The following is a 14,901-nucleotide window of genomic DNA, read 5'->3' on the forward strand; positions in this document are numbered from 1 at the left end:
GACACCCGCCCGTGGGCAGGAAAAGGCCCGAATATCAAAGCGCCGTGCCGGAATGAAGTCAAGACGGCAGGGTCAGTCGGCGTCGATCTGGATCGACTGAATGTAGCGTTCGTGACGACGAGTACGATCCTTGACCCGTCCTACCAGCTGGCCGCAGGCGGCGTCGATGTCATCGCCCCGGGTCGAACGGATCGGCGCGGTATGACCCAGTTCGTAGAGCCAGCGCTGGAAGCGCATCACCTGGTTGCGGGAGGGCTTCTCGTAGCCGGAATGGGGGAAGGGGTTGAAGGGGATCAGGTTGATCTTGCAGGGCAGTTCCTTCAACAGCTCCGCCAGTTCACGGGCATGCTCCTGCTGGTCGTTGACGTCCTTGATCACCGTGTATTCGATGGTGACCTGGCGGGTGTCGTCGCACTTGGCCAGATAACGGTGGCAGGCGTCCAGCAGTGAGCGGATGTTGTACTTGCGGTTGAGCGGTACCAGTTCGGTGCGCAGCGCATCATTGGCGGCGTGCAGCGAGATCGCCAGGCTGACGTCGAGTTCGTCGCCCAGGCGGTCGAGCATCGGTACCACCCCGGAGGTGGACAGGGTGACACGGCGTTTCGACAGGCCGTAACCCTGATCGTCGAGCATCAGCTTCATCGCCGGCACGACGTTGTCGTAGTTCATCAAGGGTTCGCCCATGCCCATCATCACCACGTTGGTGACCGGACGATTGGCGCTGTCCTTGCGTGAGCCGCCACTGTTGGAGGCGACCCATACCTGGCCGATGATCTCGGCGCTGGTGAGGTTACGCTGAAAGCCTTGCTTGCCGGTGGAGCAGAAACTGCAGTCCAGCGAGCAGCCGACCTGGGATGACACACACAGGGTGCGGCGCTTGCCGTTGTCGGCGGGGATAAGCACGGTTTCGACGTAGCTGCCGTCCTCGACCTCCACTACCCACTTGCGCGTCCCGTCCTTGGAGGCGCCTTCATAGACGACCTTGGGACCGCGTACCTCGGCGGTTTCCTCGAGGCGTGCGCGCAGCGCCTTGGACAGGTTGGTCATGGCGGCGAAATCGTCGACGCCTTCGTGGTGAATCCATTTCATCACCTGGGCGGCACGGAACTTCTTCTCGCCGATGGAGAGGAAGAAGGCTTCCATCTCTTCTCGGGTCATGCCGAGCAGGTTGACGCGTTGGGGAGCAGCGGTGGTGGTCATGGCAGGTTCAGCGGGTCGGTGGGCAGAAAGGAGCGAACGGATGCCAGGGGCATCCGTTCACCGATGGGGCCGCAATCACGAGGGTCGGACCCCGACGCCCTTAGCGCGGGCAGATCTCGTCTGCGCCGAAGAAGTAGCTCACTTCGCGCTCGGCGGACTCGGGGGAGTCGGAGCCGTGGACGGCATTGGCGTCGATGGAGGAGGCGAAGTCGGCGCGGATGGTGCCGGCGTCGGCTTCCTTCGGGTTGGTGGCGCCCATCAGCTCGCGGTTCTTGGCAATGGCGTTGTCACCTTCCAGCACCTGCACCACGACCGGACCAGAGGTCATGAAGGACACCAGGTCGCCGAAGAAGGGGCGTTCCTTGTGCTCGGCGTAGAAGCCTTCGGCCTGCTCCTGGGACAGGTGAATCATCTTGGCCGCGACGACCTTCAGTTCGGCCTTCTCGAAGCGCGTGATGATCTCGCCGATGACATTCTTGGCGACGGCGTCGGGCTTGATGATGGACAGAGTGCGCTCTGTAGCCATGAAACTCTCCAGTAGTTGGGCCCAGGAAGTGGGCATGGATGCCAGGTAGATGGCGTCGCGCCGCCCCGGGGACCGGGGCGGCGCGACGCGGGAAAACGAAGCGATGCGGCGTGTTGCGCCGAAGAGCGCAGATTATAGCGTCCTCGTGGCGCCTTGAACACAATTGTTCGTCGCTGCGCCGGCGAGTCCTGCCGCTATCACGGCGAATTCAGACGGTAAAGCTCTCGCCACAGCCGCACTCGTCCTTGACGTTGGGATTGTTGAAGCGGAAGAACCGGTTCAGCCCCTCGTTGACGTAGTCGACCTCGCTGCCGTCGAGCATCTCGAGCGCTTCCGGGGCGACATAGACCCGAGCGTCGTGTTCCTCGAACAGGGCATCGTCGGCCTGGACGTCGTCGGCGAAGTCGAGGACGTAGCTGTAGCCGGAGCAGCCGCTGGGCTTGACCGAGACCCGCAGTCCAAGCCCCTGGCCTCGCTCGTCGAGCACGCGGCGGATCTGGTCGGCCGCGGCGGGGGTGATCTTCAGGTGTGCCATATCATTCTCCTGGGTCGGGCGCTGCCGCCTGGGCGGCAGTCACCGAAACTGTCTCTGTCGTGCGCTGCCTGTCGAAGGGTGATGTTCTCAAGGCATGTCTCAAGGCATGGCGCGGGGCTCAGGCCTCACGGCATGGCGCGCTGGCGCAGGCCAATCAGCGCGGTGCGCAGGGCCTGGCCTGCGCGGTCGATGTCGTCTTCGCTGGTGAAGCGTCCGATGCTCAGGCGCAGCGAGGCCAGCGCCAGGCGGCGCGGCACCCCGATGCCCTGGAGCACGTAGGACGGTTCGACGCTGGCCGAGTTGCACGCCGACCCGGTCGACAGGGCGATGTCGCGCAGCGCCATCAGCAGCGACTCGCCGTCGACGCCCTCGAAGCCGAGGTTGATGATGTTGGGCACCGAGGCCTCGAGGCGGGTGTTGCAGTGCACGCCGTCGAGATCGGCGATGGCCTCGAGCAGGCGATCCCGTAGGCTCTGGATGCGCGCCTGATCGGCCTCGCCTTCGTTCGCCGCCAGCGCGAAGGCCTCGCCCATGCCGGCGATCTGGTGGGTCGCCAGGGTGCCGGAACGCATGCTGCGTTCGTGGCCGCCGCCATGGATCAGCGCCTCGAGGCGAAGATCGGGGCTACGCCGCACATAGAGCGCGCCGATGCCCTTGGGGCCATAGGCCTTGTGGCCGGACAGCGACATCATGTCGACCTTGCTTCGCCCCACGTCGAGGTCGATGCGGCCCACCGCCTGGGCCGCGTCGACGTGGATCATGGCGCCGTGGTCATGGGCCACCTCGGCCAGGGCGGCGATGTCATTGATGGTGCCGAGTTCGTTGTTCACCGCCATCAGCGATACCAGCACGGTGTCGGGGCGCATGGCCTCGGCCAGCTGGCCAGGGCTGACGCTTCCGTCGGCCTGGGGCGTCAGCCAGGTGACGTCAAAGCCCTCTCGCTCTGCCGCCTTGGCGGTATCGATGACCGCCTTGTGCTCGATGATGGAGGTGACCAGGTGGCGGCCCTTGTCGCGGTTGGCCCTGAGGAAGCCGGTAATGGCCAGATTGTCCGCCTCGGTGGCGCCGCTGGTCCAGACGATCTCTCGCGGGTCGGCCTTGATCAGGTCGGCGACCTGGCGCCGGCCGTTTTCCACCGCCTGCTCGGCCAGCCAGCCGGGCATATGGCTGCGCGACGCCGGGTTGGCGAAGGTGCCCTCGAGGGTCAGGTGCCGACTCATGACCTCGGCGACACGGGGGTCGACCGGGGTGGTAGCGGCGTAGTCGAGATAGACGGGTGAAGTCATGGCGATGTCATCGTTGGCGGGCAGAGGGGCGAAAGTCTAGCTCAGGGCGCCGAGGTCACAATGTCGTCGTTGTGCTGGCGACGGCGCTGACGCCCGGCGATCTCGGCGATCTCCTGGCGCTCGGCCAGCTCGCCCAGGGTGACGCCGTCGAGGAAGTCCTGGATGCGCTCGGACAGCTCGAACCACAGGTGATGGGTCAGGCAGGTGTCGCCCTTCTGGCAGTCGGACAGACCGCCACAGCGGGTGGTGTCCACCGACTCCTTGACCGCATCGATGACCCGGGCCACCGAGATGGACGCTGCCGGCTCCGCCAGCAGGTAGCCACCGCCTGGCCCGCGCACGCTGTCGACCAGGCCGGCGCGCCGCAGGCGGGCGAACAGCTGCTCGAGGTAGGACAGCGAGATCTGCTGACGCCGGGCGATGTCGGCCAGGCAGATCGGGCCCTGGTCGGCGTTGACCGCCATGTCGAGCATGGCGGTGACAGCGTAGCGTCCCTTGGTGGTCAGGCGCATGGGGCGAACCCTCGACGCCGACATGGGTCGGCGGTCCGGAAAGTGTGGGCGTGGTCGGTAGCCGACGACGCTTGGATCAAAGCGATATTATGGGAAAGACCGAGTGTCGTGGTCAACTATTGGCGCCGTGCCGTCGTCGCCTCGTCTTCCCGCTCGGCCCCGTGCTCGGCGTCATTGGCCGTCTCGCTGCCGCCGGCACTGTCCTTGTCGGTGGTGCCTTGGTTGGAGGTGTCTGGGTCGGAGGTGCCTTGGTCGGAGATGCCTGGCCCGACGTCTTCATTGCCGCTGGCGCTTTCGTTGCCGCTGGTGGCGGTGTCGGAGCCCAGGATATCGGCGTTGGCGTCACGCCCGATCACCGGCGCGCAGGCGCGGTCGACGTCTTCCAGTATCTCGGCGAAGTCCTCGTCGCGAATTTCCGGCATCTGGCCGTCGCGGTAGCTGTGGTCCAGTTGCCTCAGGGTCTTGCACATGCCGCTGATGCGTTCATCCACCGCGTGCATATGGTCGAGCATGGCCTGCATCGACTTGGCCACCGGGTCGGGCATGTCCTGGCTCATGCCGTAGGCGTCGAAGCCGAATTTCTGGCACATCGCCTCGCGACGGGCCGGGTCGACCTCGAGGCCCGGGTCGCTGTCCGGGTCGCGGCGCTGGACGATCTTGCCGGGGATGCCGACCACGGTGGCGCCGGCCGGGACTTCCTTGGTGACCACCGCGTTGGAGCCGACCTTGGCGCCAGCGCCGACGGTGAAGGGGCCGAGAATCTTGGCGCCGGCACCGACGATCACGCCGTCCTCCAGGGTCGGGTGACGCTTGCCCTTGTTCCAGCTGGTGCCGCCCAGGGTCACGCCCTGGTAGAGGGTGACATCGTCGCCGACGATGGTGGTCTCGCCGATCACCACGCCCATGCCGTGGTCGATGAAGAAGCGCCGGCCGATGGTGGCACCGGGGTGGATCTCGATGCCGGTGAACCAGCGGCCCAGCGTCGACAGGGTACGCGCGATCCATTTGAGATTGCGCTTCCACAGCTGGTGGGAGATCCGGTGCAGCAGCAATGCGTGAAGGCCAGGATAGTTGGTCAGGACTTCAAGAAAGTTGCGCGCCGCCGGATCCCTGGCAAATACGCTGTTGATGTCTTCGCGTAGGCGTTGAAACATGCGGCGGTCCCTGAGTCGGTCAAGAGAATCATAGTGGGGGCTGGTGGTGGGCCATTCAAGCCTGCCACCTGTCGAGTCAGTGATCTGGTTAAGCTCAGCGGCTCGATGGTGGACGCCGTGTCGCTCCAGAGCCGCCGGCCTGGCGCTGATCCTGCTGTTGGTTCTGCTGTTGGTTCTGCTGTTGGTTCTGTTGTCGGTTCGGGCTAGTCCTGGGTCGGCTTCTGGCCCTGGTGCGTGTCATGTTCTTGCTGTAATTCCGGCTCGCTTTCGCGGGCGCCCAGCGCCTGGCCGCCTGCGGCCTTCTCGGTGGCACTGAGGATGCCACGCAGGATGTTGAGCTCCATGCGTTCGGGGCGCGAGCGCAGGATCACTCGGCGCAGCCTGGCCATCAATTGGCGAGGCTTCGCCGGGTCGTGGAAGCCGATGGTGATCAGCGCGCGTTCCAGATGAGCGAAATAGTGCTCCAGCTCCTCGTGGCTGGCCAGTGGCTGCGCTTCTTCCTCATCGTCCTGTGCCGGGCCTGGCTTATTCTGGGTCTGGGTCTGGGCCTGGGCCAGCCAGGCAAGGCGGCATTCGTAGGCCAGCACCTGCACCGCCGCGGCCAGGTTCAGCGAGCTGAAGTCGGGATTGGTGGGGATGTGGACGTGGGCGTGGCAGCGTTGCAGTTCGGCGTTGGACAGGCCGCTGTCCTCGCGGCCGAAGACCAGCGCGATGCGGGCCTCGGGCGTGGCCAGCTCGGCGGGCAGACGCTCGCCCAGCTCACGCGGGGTGATCATCGGCCAGGGCAAGGTGCGCGAGCGCGCACTGGCTCCCACCACCAGGGTGCAGTCGGTGACCGCCTGCTCGAGGCTGTCGACCACCCGAGCGTCGTGGACCAGGGCGTCCGCTCCGGAGGCGCGGGACACACTGTCGGCGGTGATGACCTCGCAGCGTGGTGCGACCAGGGCCAGATCGGCGAGTCCCATATTGTGCATGGCGCGGGCGGTGGCGCCGATATTGCCGGGGTGGCTGGTGCCGATGAGAACGATGCGAATGCGCTCGAGCATGGAAGATCCTGTAACGACGCGGCGGGTTGATGCGGTGGTTGGTGCAGTGGTCCATTCAATGACCGATGCAAGGGCGCTGATGGCGGACCGGTCGGCAGCGCCAGGGGCGCCAGTCTAGCATGGGTAGATGCGCGCTGGGGCGAAGTGCGTGGCATTCATGCCCGTGGTCTGCTAGGATTCGCGCCGAGTCAGTTACCCACGTCGACTCCGTTCTTTAACACCACCGACTCCCAAGGCCCGATCATGCATCCGATGGTCCAGTACGCCCTGCGCGCTGCCCGCAGCGCCGGCGAACAGTTTCTGCGCATTCGCGAACGAATCGAGAATGCCCACGACGAGCACAACCTCGACCGTCTGCTCGAGGACACGGCTCGCAACGCCGAATCCCTGATTACCCGCCAGCTGACCCGCGGTTATCCCCAGCACGGGGTCGTCGGTCGCTACACGCCCCACCGTGCCGGTGAAGGCGAAGGCGCGGATATCCTGTGGCGCATCGAACCCTTCCACGGTTACTCGAACCTGAGTGTGGCGTCCCCTGAGTTCGCCCTGTCCGTGGTATGTCTGATCAAGGGCCGTCCGGAGCACGCGGTGGTGATCTGCCCCTTCAGCGATGACGAATACCTTGCCAGCCGTGGCCGTGGCGCCCAGCTCAATGGCAAGCGTCTGCGTGTGTCCAAGATCAAGAGCGCCGCTGGCGCCCGCCTGTCGCTGGGGCTTCCCGATACCTACCTGCGCTCGCGTTTTCTGCCGACCTACCTGACCCTGGTGCAGCAGCTCGGCCCCCAGGCCGAACAGCTTCAAGCCAGCGCCTGTGGCCTGCTCGACATGGCCCGTCTGGCCGCCGGTCGTGCCGACGCCGCCTTCGTGCTGGGAGTCGAGGAGCAGGACCTGGACATCGGTTCGCTGCTGCTCAAGGAGTCCGGTGCCCTGATTGGCACCCCGGATGGCCAGCCCTCGGTGCGTATCGAAGGCGCCCTGATGGCCGCCAACCCGCGCCTGTTCAAGGCGTTGATCAAGCAGCTTGCGCCCCACGTGCATACCGCGCCCAGTCAGCCCGAAGAGGACTGATTCGGCACCGCTCGCGCGAGCGAGCGGTGATCGTGACGCCGTCACAGTAACGCCCCCGCGGCCTGGCCGCGGGGGCGTTGTCGTCTGTGGTGCCGGCCGTTGGTCGCCGCCATGGCGCGGGCTAGGCCAGCGCCTTGGTCAGCGAGAACACGAAGCCGGAAAACTCCGCTCGCTGCATGTCCAGGTGGTGAAACATCACATCCGCCGCCGCTCCCTCACGCTTGTCGGCGATGGCCGAGACGATTTCGAGATGCTCCTCGGCCGACATGCTGCGCATGCCGGCGATGCGGTGGATGTGCCCGCGATAGGGCTCGATCTTGCGTCGGATGTCGGTGATCTGGCCGGCCAGGGTCTCGTTGGCGGCCAGGCGATAGATCGCTTCGTGGAACGCCCTGTTGGCGCTGGTGTAACGTTCGGCGGTGATTGCCGCGGTGTCGATGGTTTCCTGGGCCGCCTGCAGCAATGGGGGAATGTCATCGGCGGTGCTCTGGCGCGCGGCGAGCCTGGCGGCGGAGGACTCCAGCAGCGCCAGCATCTCGAACATGTCGAGAATATCCTTGAGCGAATTGCGCCGGACGAAGGCGCCCTGGTTGGCCCGGTGTTCGACCAGGCCCTCGGAGGTGAGCATCCGAATGACCTCACGGACGGGAGTACGAGAGACCGCGAACTCGGCGGCCAGGTCGCGCTCGTTCAGCCGGTGTCCGGGCGGATAGCTGCCCCGCAGGATGCGATCCTCCAGCTGCTGGCGAATGTGTTCGGTGGTCCTGGTGGGCGATGCCATCGAGCGGTCCCTGCAGTAGACACGTGGACAGAGGGCGGCACCCGGACGTCGTCTTGCCGGATGCCGCGGTCGAGATTACTGGAGATAGCTGCGGTAGACCTCCACCAGCGCACCGGCGGACTCGCCGAACTCCTCGATATACGCCGACAGGTACTTGTCGCGAAGGCTGTCGGCAAGCGCCAGATCCTCCTCGCTGAAGGTGTACACCGTCTCGGCCTGTTCATCGACCGCCTGGCGAAGACGTTCGGACTCCTCGGTGAAGTTGGCGCTCGACCACTCGATGGTGGCCTCGACCGCCCGATGGAGTTCGTCGCGAGCGTCCTGGCTCAGTCCATTGTATTTGCGCAGGTTCATGATGAGCGGATAGGGCGTGCGCACCATCGAGCTCGCAAGCACTACTGGGGCGACCTCGGAGAGCCCGAGATTGACGTAGGAGGAATCGGTGGTGATCACACCATCGACGCCGCCGGTCTGAAGCTGCAGAAACTGCTCGGCGGCACTCATGAACACCACGGTGGCGCCAAGGTCTTCGAGCGCCGGGTCGGTGTAGCCGCCCACGCCACGGATCTTGCGACCTTCGAGTTGATCCAGCCCGTCGATCGACTCGGCCAGGAACAGCGTGGTCTGCCCGGAGGAGTTGATGAACCCCAGCAGCTTGACCTGGGAGGCGGCAAAGGCTTCGCCCAGCGGTTCGAGCACGCGCGGGTCGTTGGCGAAGGCCAGCACGTCGGCGTCGTCCAGGGAGTCGGGCGGAAACGGCACGGTGAAGATCTTCATCATGCCCACGGTACCCACCACGTAGCCGCCGAACAGGCTGTACAGATCTACGGTGCCGCGTGCCGTGCCCATCAGACCGTCGCGTCCCTTGACCAGGGATTCCGAGGGGAAGACGTCGATTTCGAGCAGTGTCGGGTCGAGCTGGTCGGCCAGGTACTGGGTGGTACGCCCGCGGAAGTCCTCGGCGGGAAAGTAGTGGCCCAGACGCAGGGTTTCCGCCGCCTGGGTCGTGGTCGTGGTGAGCAACCCCGCGACCAGGGCCGTCGTCAGGGCGATGGCCAGGGTGGGGGACGGCGCGGGGGGCAGGGGTGAGATGAAGCGACGACAGCAGAGGGAGGGTTTCATCTTGTTGTCCTCTTGAGGAAGGTCCGGCGGAGCTCGGACGTAAGCTCGGTCGCAAGGGGCGGGACATCACTGGGTCAGCGACCGGTGACCAGTTCGGGAAATGCGCACAGGATGACGATGGATACGACGTAGAGGGCGATGAACGGCAGGGCGCCGCGCACCACCTGACTGATTCGGATGCCCTCGACACAGTCCCTGACCACGTAGAGGCACAGGCCGATGGGGGTGTAATCACCGCGAAGCACATGTTGACCATCACCACCACGCCAAACCAGACGGGGTCGAAGCCGTAGGCGAGGATCGCAGGAAAGACGATGGGCACGGCGATGATGACCAACGAGATGGCATCGAGCAGGGTGCCGAGAACGAACAGCATCAGCATGACCAGCAGGAAGAAGGTCCAGGCGCCGAGTTCGGCCTCCACCACCACTCTGGCAAGCTGCTGGGGTAGCTGGGCGTTGCTCAGCGCATAGCTGAACAGCATCGCCGAGGCCAGGATGGCGAGCAGCATGCAACTGGTGCGGGTGGCCTTGATCAGCGCCGTGGTCAGGCTCTTTCGCGTCAGGCCCCTGCGCCCGAGGGCAATGATCAGTGCGCCGCCGACGCCAATGGCGGCCGCTTCGGTAGGGGTGGCGATACCGTGATAGATGCTGCCGATGACCACCACGATCAGGGCGATGACCGGGCCGGCCTGGAGCAGTGACCTGATCCAGCCCAGATCGGCGGCAAAACCGATCGTCGACGCCCGTTTGCCTGACAGGCCCTGGACGACGCAGACGTAAGAGGCGAACAGCGCGGTGATCACCAGCCCCGGCACAATGGCGTGGGAAAACAGCTCGGCAATCGAGGTTTCGGTGACGACACCGTACATGATCAGCGGCAGGCTCGGAGGAATGATCATGCCGAGCCCCGAACTGGCGGCGACGGTGCCGGTGGCCATTTCGGGACTGTAGTGGCGCTTGAGCATCTCCGGGATGGCGACGCTGCCGATGACTGCCGCGACGCCGACGGCGGTGCCGCTGACCGCACCGAAGATCGCGCCGGCGACGATGGCACTGATGGCGATGCCGCCGGGCAGGCGTCCCAGCCACTTGTCGACGCTTTCGAACAGGTCGCGGCCCACCCCGGAAACGTTGACGATCTCGCTCATCAGCACGAACAGCGGTATGGCTACCAGTACGAACTCCGAGGTGGTGCCCCAGATGATGTCGGACATGGCCAGGCTGGCGGCCAGGCCACCCTGGTAGATGATGCCCACCAGGGCCGCGAGCCCCAGGGCGAAGGCCACGGGGACGCCGAGGATCAACAGGATGGCCAGGCTCAGGGCGACGCTGAAAATCATCATGGCGTGGGTCCGTCCTCGTCGGTGGCGGGCGCCTTGAAGTGCGCCAGCTTCTGGTGGATCTGAGCGATCAGTTCCAGCACAAAGATCGCGGAGCCCGCCGGCATCAGCGACTGGGGCAGATACAGCGGTACCGCCAGGGTGGTCGAGGACCGCCAGTTGAGCTGATAGGACAGGAGAGCGAGTTCCAGGGTGGCCCAGAAGGCGAAGGCCGCGAACACCAGGGTGCAGCCGTCGACGACCAGCCCCAGACGGTTCTGGGCGGCGATCGACAGCCGTCCCTCCAGCAGCGACATGCGGGCATGACCGCCTTCCCGATAGACCCGGGCGATGGCCATGAACAGGATGCCGGAGACCAGATAGCCCGAGACCTCGGTGACCCAGACGGTGGGAGCCCCCAGCAGGTATCGACTGATGACCTCCCAGATGATCGAAGCGACCAGGAACACCATGATCAGCAGGGCGGCGAAAAAGCCGGCATCGCCCAGGGTGCGGCACAGCCGGAGGAAGGGATTCATGAGGCACCTTCGGCCGAGCGGCCAAGGTAGAGGGTTCGATGGTTGTCCCTGAGCTCGGCCTTGATCACCTTGCCCATGGTGTTGCGTGGCAGGTCGTCGGCGACCAGTACCCGCTTGGGAACCTTGTAGGCGGCCAGTACATCGCGCAGACGGCGGCGAATGGCATCTTCGTCCAGGGTGGCGCCAGCGGCCGCCACCACCACGGCGGTCACCGCTTCGCCGAAGTCGGCGTGGGGCAGCCCGATCACCGCGGATTCACTGACCTCCTCCATGGCGTCGAGCAGCGCTTCGACCTCGCCCGGGTAGACGTTGTACCCCCCGCTGATGATCACATCCTTGCTGCGACCAACGATGGTCAGGTAGCCATCCTCATCGATACGGCCGTTGTCGCCGGTGCGAAACCAGCCGTCAGGGGTGAACTCCTGGCGGGTCTTCTGTGGCTGCCGCCAGTAGCCCTTCATCACGGCAGGGCCTTTGATCTGGAGGTGTCCGACGTTGCCGCTGGCGAGCGGGGTGTCGTGGTCATCGGTGATCCTGAGGCTGACGCCCTCGATGGGGAGGCCCACCGAGCCGAGGCGACGTTCGCCAACCACCGGGTTGGAGCTGATGATGGTGGCCTCGGTCATGCCGTAGCGCTCCAGGATGGTGTGCCCGGTCAAGGCGTGAAAGCGTCTGGCGGTGGCCTCGCTCAGGGGCGCGGAGCCCGAGACGAAAAGACGCATCCCCGAGGTGGCCGCGGCGCTGAGGTCAGGGTGCTCCAGCAGCCGGCTGTAGTAGGTAGGGACGCCCATCATCACCGTGGCTTCGGGCAGCAGGTGAACCACGGTATCGGCATCGAAGCGCGGCAGCAGGTGCATGCGACTGCCGGACAGCAGCACGCAGTGGGTGGCGATGACCAGGCCGTGGGCATGAAACAGCGGCAGGGCGTGGATCAGCACGTCGCTTGAGCCGAACTCCCAGAGTCGGGTCAGCGCCCTGGCATTGCTGGCCAGGTTGGCGTGGGTGAGCATCGCCCCCTTGGGGCTGCCGGTGGTGCCGGAGGTGTAGAGAATCAGGGCGACGTCGTCGCCTCGACGAGGCTGGACTCGGTGGCGCTCGGCCTGCTCCGACACGAGTGTCATCAAACTGCCAGTGCCGTCCGCCTCCAGGGTGAGCCGCTGGATATTGGGGTGGCGGTTCAAGGCTTCTTCGCTCGCGGCCATGCACGCGCAGGAGGCGACATAGAGCACCGGCGCGGCGTCACTCAGAAAATAGGCGATCTCGGTGGCGGTATAGGCGGTATTGAGTGGCAGATGGATGGCGCCCTGACGCAACACCGCCAGGTACAGCAGCAAGGCTTGCGGGGACTTGTCGACCTGGGCGGCGACGCGATCCCCCGGCCTGACACCGAGCGCTGTCAGGGCGCGGGCCAGGCGGGCACTCTGGGCCATGGCGTCGGCGTAGGACAGGGTGGTGGAAGGCTCGCTGGTGGCTCTGTTGGAAGCCCCGCTGGAGGCCCTGTTGAATGGCGCTGTGGTCAGCAAGGGTCCATGCCCCACCCGCTCGGCGACATCCTGAAACATCCGAAAGACGTTGCGGCAGCTGGCCTCAGTGTTCATCCCAGGCCTCCAGGGTGTCGATGATGCCAAGCGCGTGGAGGTGTTCGGCGCTGGCTTGTGGATGATCGCCTCTAGGCGTGATCAGCGCGGCCACCCGTGAGGGCAGGCTGCGAACGCGTCCTCTGGCGGTGAGTCTCACCTGGCTTGCGCAGGCGGCGAGGGCGAGATAGATGCCACCTGAGAGTTCACCATCGATCACCAGCTCAACGGCGGCACCCGAGCGCACTCGGTGCTCGATGGTGCTGGCCAGGCGCACCAGCGCCAGGCTCTGTAGCCTGGCTTCATCGATGGCCCTCAGGCTGTGGCAGCTCCACTGGCAGCGCAGGATCAGCGAAAGCCCAGCGGGGAGGCGCTGGATTGCCTGAGCAAGGTCTGCAAGATCCAGGTGATCCGGCGGGGCGCTTCCGTGGCAGGTGATCCAAGCGTGCTGCTCCTGCTGCGACCGGCTTACCCGAGCTGACGGCAAGGTGGCGACGGATTCAGTAGCGGAACCGACATTGAGGTCGATTCGACGTGACGAGGCGAGCCACCTGGCGATGTCGTTGCGCAGCGCTGTCGGTGTTCCGCTGGTGGCATGGCCGGCGGGATCGCGCCTGAGTCGGGACGCCGCCGAGATGACGGCGTCCACTCGGTGCTGGTGGAGATTGCGGGCATACAGCAGGCGAGGCCCGCTCATCGCCAGACGGTTGGCTGGCGTGTAGAGACGCTGGTCGGCGCACATGGCCACCAGGCTGGCACCGCCGAAGGTATTGTGCCCCAGCACCGCCAGGACCCCGGGGATGCGCTGGCGTCCGACCAGCAGGTCTCCTATCAGGGCTCGCAAGTCGCCCTGTACCGCCACGCCTTCGTCGACCTTGGCACCGGCGGAGTCGATCAGCATCATCAGCGGCAGGCGATGTTCGCTGGCCGTGGCGATGGCCTGGCGAAAGATCGCGGTTTCCCGCTTGCCGATGGCGCCTCTGGCACGCTCCGGTAGGGTGGTAACGGCGACCAGGCGAGTCCCTTCAAGCTCGATCACGGCACTCTGTGCTGCGGCCGGGGAGAGCGGATCCGACAGCGGAGTCTGGGGAGCGATGTCCTGAAGCAGATGAGAGGTCATGGTGTACGTCACCTTCGGCATGCCTGGTGGGTTGTCTGGTATGCCATTTAAGGCTAGATGGCATGCCCTGGTGCGCCATACCTCCCAGGAGGTAGCGGCTATTAGGCCGCTGGAGGGGGCGATTCATGGCGGTTGGACGGGGGCATCGGATGGCCGCTGTGGAGAGCCGGTGCGGCTCTGGCCCCGCCAACGACGACGCCCCCGCGGCCTGGCCGCGGGGGCGTCATTCGTTGTTGGTGCAGTGAGTTCGGTGCGACCGTGGTCAGGGCGCCAGCGCGGCCACCACCTCTTCGACCTGGAGGCGGGTGCTGTCCAGGCCCTGGCCGGCCAGATACCAGAGTCGCGGCGAGCCGACGGCGATCGCCAGATCGTCACCGACGGCCTGCGTCAGCGCCTCGACATCGAGAGGCGTCTGGCCGATGGCGGCGCTGCGGTCCACCACCCACACCAGGTCGGGCTGGGTGGCGGCGATCTGCGCCGGCGTCAGCGGCGTGAAGGTACGCTCACCACGCGTCACGCTCTCGACGTTCTCGGGAAGTTCAGGCGAGGCCAGTCCCATCAGGTCATGCACGACGGCGTTGTGCTGGACGATAAGCTTTCCGTCGTTGTGGACGACCACCAGTACCTTCGGCGTCCCGTTGATCTCGGCCAACTGCTGATCGAGCGCCTGGCGCAGGTCCGCAAGCGCCTGCTCACCCGCTTGCTGTGCATCGAACAGCGCAGCCAGATCGTCGACCCGATGTTCGAGCTGGTCCCAGGCGTCCTCGCCCTCGGTCGCCACGGCGTAGACAGGGGCAAGAGCTTCCAGATTTTCGCGTTCGGCTTCCAGGCGCCCGCTGATCAGGATGGCGTCGGGTGACAGCGACTCAAGGACTTCCATGTCGGCGACCTTGAGGGTGCCCACGTCGGTGAAAGCGTCGTCGGCATAGTCGGACAGATAGTCGGGAAGCGTTGCCTGGGCGACACCGGCGATACGCTCGCGCTGCGCCAGGTTGTCGAGGATGTCCAGGGCCGCGTAGTCGAGGGCGGCGACCCTTTCCGGCACCGGTTGCGCCCAGGCCTGGGCAGTGACGCTGAGCAGGGTGGCGATGGCGAGAGGCTTGTACATGCTTTC

At 65.7% G+C, this 14,901-nt stretch carries 15 protein-coding genes and 1 pseudogene; 2 read left to right on the top strand and 14 right to left on the bottom strand.

Features of this window, described 5'->3' with window-relative positions; genetic code table 11:
- Positions 1-72: 72 nt before the first annotated feature.
- From rlmN to trmJ, 7 genes and pseudogenes are all read right to left on the bottom strand, one after another.
- Positions 73-1,200 (bottom strand): 23S rRNA (adenine(2503)-C(2))-methyltransferase RlmN, encoded by a 1,128-nt coding sequence (rlmN, locus tag NFG57_RS02855; RefSeq protein ID WP_108448518.1) that lies wholly within the window; start codon positions 1,198-1,200, stop codon positions 73-75.
- A 100-nt stretch (positions 1,201-1,300) separates the two neighbouring features.
- Complete coding sequence (gene ndk / locus NFG57_RS02860) at positions 1,301-1,726, bottom strand: nucleoside-diphosphate kinase (RefSeq protein WP_348815314.1); 426 nt, start codon at positions 1,724-1,726, stop codon at positions 1,301-1,303.
- A 208-nt stretch (positions 1,727-1,934) separates the two neighbouring features.
- Positions 1,935-2,261, bottom strand: a complete 327-nt coding sequence (locus NFG57_RS02865; protein ID WP_045992748.1) for an iron-sulfur cluster assembly accessory protein — start codon at positions 2,259-2,261, stop codon at positions 1,935-1,937.
- A gap of 125 nt (positions 2,262-2,386) precedes the next feature.
- Positions 2,387-3,547: an aminotransferase class V-fold PLP-dependent enzyme gene (locus tag NFG57_RS02870; protein WP_213228215.1), complete on the bottom strand. Its 1,161-nt coding sequence runs from the start codon at positions 3,545-3,547 to the stop codon at positions 2,387-2,389.
- A 41-nt stretch (positions 3,548-3,588) separates the two neighbouring features.
- Positions 3,589-4,059: an Rrf2 family transcriptional regulator gene (locus NFG57_RS02875; protein WP_045992750.1), complete on the bottom strand. Its 471-nt coding sequence runs from the start codon at positions 4,057-4,059 to the stop codon at positions 3,589-3,591.
- A 371-nt stretch (positions 4,060-4,430) separates the two neighbouring features.
- A pseudogene (gene cysE, locus NFG57_RS02880) lies at positions 4,431-5,213 on the bottom strand (serine O-acetyltransferase); the annotation flags it as partial.
- A gap of 203 nt (positions 5,214-5,416) precedes the next feature.
- Entirely contained in the window at positions 5,417-6,259 is an 843-nt protein-coding gene (trmJ, locus tag NFG57_RS02885) for a tRNA (cytosine(32)/uridine(32)-2'-O)-methyltransferase TrmJ (RefSeq protein ID WP_348815316.1), read from the bottom strand.
- A 243-nt stretch (positions 6,260-6,502) separates the two neighbouring features.
- On the opposite strand from trmJ, the gene NFG57_RS02890 reads away from it, so the two are divergent.
- Positions 6,503-7,327, top strand: a complete 825-nt coding sequence (locus NFG57_RS02890; protein ID WP_045992751.1) for an inositol monophosphatase family protein — start codon at positions 6,503-6,505, stop codon at positions 7,325-7,327.
- A 121-nt stretch (positions 7,328-7,448) separates the two neighbouring features.
- On the opposite strand, the gene NFG57_RS02895 is transcribed toward NFG57_RS02890, so the two are convergent.
- The 3 genes from NFG57_RS02895 to NFG57_RS02905 form a co-directional block, all read right to left on the bottom strand.
- Complete coding sequence (locus NFG57_RS02895) at positions 7,449-8,108, bottom strand: GntR family transcriptional regulator (protein ID WP_045992752.1); 660 nt, start codon at positions 8,106-8,108, stop codon at positions 7,449-7,451.
- A gap of 75 nt (positions 8,109-8,183) precedes the next feature.
- Positions 8,184-9,230, bottom strand: a complete 1,047-nt coding sequence (gene dctP / locus NFG57_RS02900; protein WP_348815317.1) for a TRAP transporter substrate-binding protein DctP — start codon at positions 9,228-9,230, stop codon at positions 8,184-8,186.
- A 74-nt stretch (positions 9,231-9,304) separates the two neighbouring features.
- On the bottom strand, positions 9,305-9,475 hold the full coding sequence (locus tag NFG57_RS02905; protein WP_348815318.1) for a hypothetical protein: 171 nt from the start codon (positions 9,473-9,475) through the stop codon (positions 9,305-9,307).
- A 707-nt stretch (positions 9,476-10,182) separates the two neighbouring features.
- Here NFG57_RS02905 and NFG57_RS02910 point away from each other — a divergent pair.
- Entirely contained in the window at positions 10,183-10,638 is a 456-nt protein-coding gene (locus tag NFG57_RS02910; RefSeq protein ID WP_348815319.1) for a hypothetical protein, read from the top strand.
- Here NFG57_RS02910 and NFG57_RS02915 read toward each other — a convergent pair.
- From NFG57_RS02915 to NFG57_RS02930, 4 genes are all read right to left on the bottom strand, one after another.
- Positions 10,572-11,090: a TRAP transporter small permease gene (locus tag NFG57_RS02915; RefSeq protein ID WP_045992755.1), complete on the bottom strand. Its 519-nt coding sequence runs from the start codon at positions 11,088-11,090 to the stop codon at positions 10,572-10,574. The two genes, NFG57_RS02910 and NFG57_RS02915, sit on opposite strands and share 67 nt — an antisense overlap.
- Positions 11,087-12,688: an AMP-binding protein gene (locus NFG57_RS02920; RefSeq protein WP_348815320.1), complete on the bottom strand. Its 1,602-nt coding sequence runs from the start codon at positions 12,686-12,688 to the stop codon at positions 11,087-11,089. The genes NFG57_RS02915 and NFG57_RS02920 overlap by 4 nt, the downstream gene beginning before the upstream one ends.
- Positions 12,678-13,787 carry a hypothetical protein gene (locus NFG57_RS02925; protein ID WP_348815321.1) on the bottom strand — a complete coding sequence of 370 codons (1,110 nt, stop codon included), beginning with the start codon at positions 13,785-13,787 and terminating at the stop codon, positions 12,678-12,680. Before NFG57_RS02925 ends, NFG57_RS02920 begins: the two co-directional genes overlap by 11 nt.
- Before the next feature lie 262 nt (positions 13,788-14,049).
- Complete coding sequence (locus NFG57_RS02930) at positions 14,050-14,895, bottom strand: ABC transporter substrate-binding protein (RefSeq protein ID WP_348815322.1); 846 nt, start codon at positions 14,893-14,895, stop codon at positions 14,050-14,052.
- Between the last annotated feature and the right edge of the window lie 6 nt (positions 14,896-14,901).

The organism is Halomonas sp. H10-59 (genome assembly GCF_040070555.1).
GTDB classification, from domain to species: domain Bacteria; phylum Pseudomonadota; class Gammaproteobacteria; order Pseudomonadales; family Halomonadaceae; genus Halomonas; species Halomonas litopenaei.

What these genes read in the sequence shown, in the direction of transcription:
- ndk (WP_348815314.1), bottom strand. Translation starts at nt 1,726, where the DNA reads ATGGCTACAGAGCGCACTCTGTCCATCATCAAGCCCGACGCCGTCGCC.
- NFG57_RS02920 (WP_348815320.1), bottom strand. Translation starts at nt 12,688, where the DNA reads ATGAACACTGAGGCCAGCTGCCGCAACGTCTTTCGGATGTTTCAGGAT.
- NFG57_RS02870 (WP_213228215.1), bottom strand. Translation starts at nt 3,547, where the DNA reads ATGACTTCACCCGTCTATCTCGACTACGCCGCTACCACCCCGGTCGAC.
- NFG57_RS02925 (WP_348815321.1), bottom strand. Translation starts at nt 13,787, where the DNA reads ATGACCTCTCATCTGCTTCAGGACATCGCTCCCCAGACTCCGCTGTCG.
- NFG57_RS02930 (WP_348815322.1), bottom strand. Translation starts at nt 14,895, where the DNA reads ATGTACAAGCCTCTCGCCATCGCCACCCTGCTCAGCGTCACTGCCCAG.
- NFG57_RS02875 (WP_045992750.1), bottom strand. Translation starts at nt 4,059, where the DNA reads ATGCGCCTGACCACCAAGGGACGCTACGCTGTCACCGCCATGCTCGAC.
- NFG57_RS02865 (WP_045992748.1), bottom strand. Translation starts at nt 2,261, where the DNA reads ATGGCACACCTGAAGATCACCCCCGCCGCGGCCGACCAGATCCGCCGC.
- trmJ (WP_348815316.1), bottom strand. Translation starts at nt 6,259, where the DNA reads ATGCTCGAGCGCATTCGCATCGTTCTCATCGGCACCAGCCACCCCGGC.
- NFG57_RS02895 (WP_045992752.1), bottom strand. Translation starts at nt 8,108, where the DNA reads ATGGCATCGCCCACCAGGACCACCGAACACATTCGCCAGCAGCTGGAG.
- rlmN (WP_108448518.1), bottom strand. Translation starts at nt 1,200, where the DNA reads ATGACCACCACCGCTGCTCCCCAACGCGTCAACCTGCTCGGCATGACC.
- NFG57_RS02890 (WP_045992751.1), top strand. Translation starts at nt 6,503, where the DNA reads ATGCATCCGATGGTCCAGTACGCCCTGCGCGCTGCCCGCAGCGCCGGC.
- NFG57_RS02915 (WP_045992755.1), bottom strand. Translation starts at nt 11,090, where the DNA reads ATGAATCCCTTCCTCCGGCTGTGCCGCACCCTGGGCGATGCCGGCTTT.
- dctP (WP_348815317.1), bottom strand. Translation starts at nt 9,230, where the DNA reads ATGAAACCCTCCCTCTGCTGTCGTCGCTTCATCTCACCCCTGCCCCCC.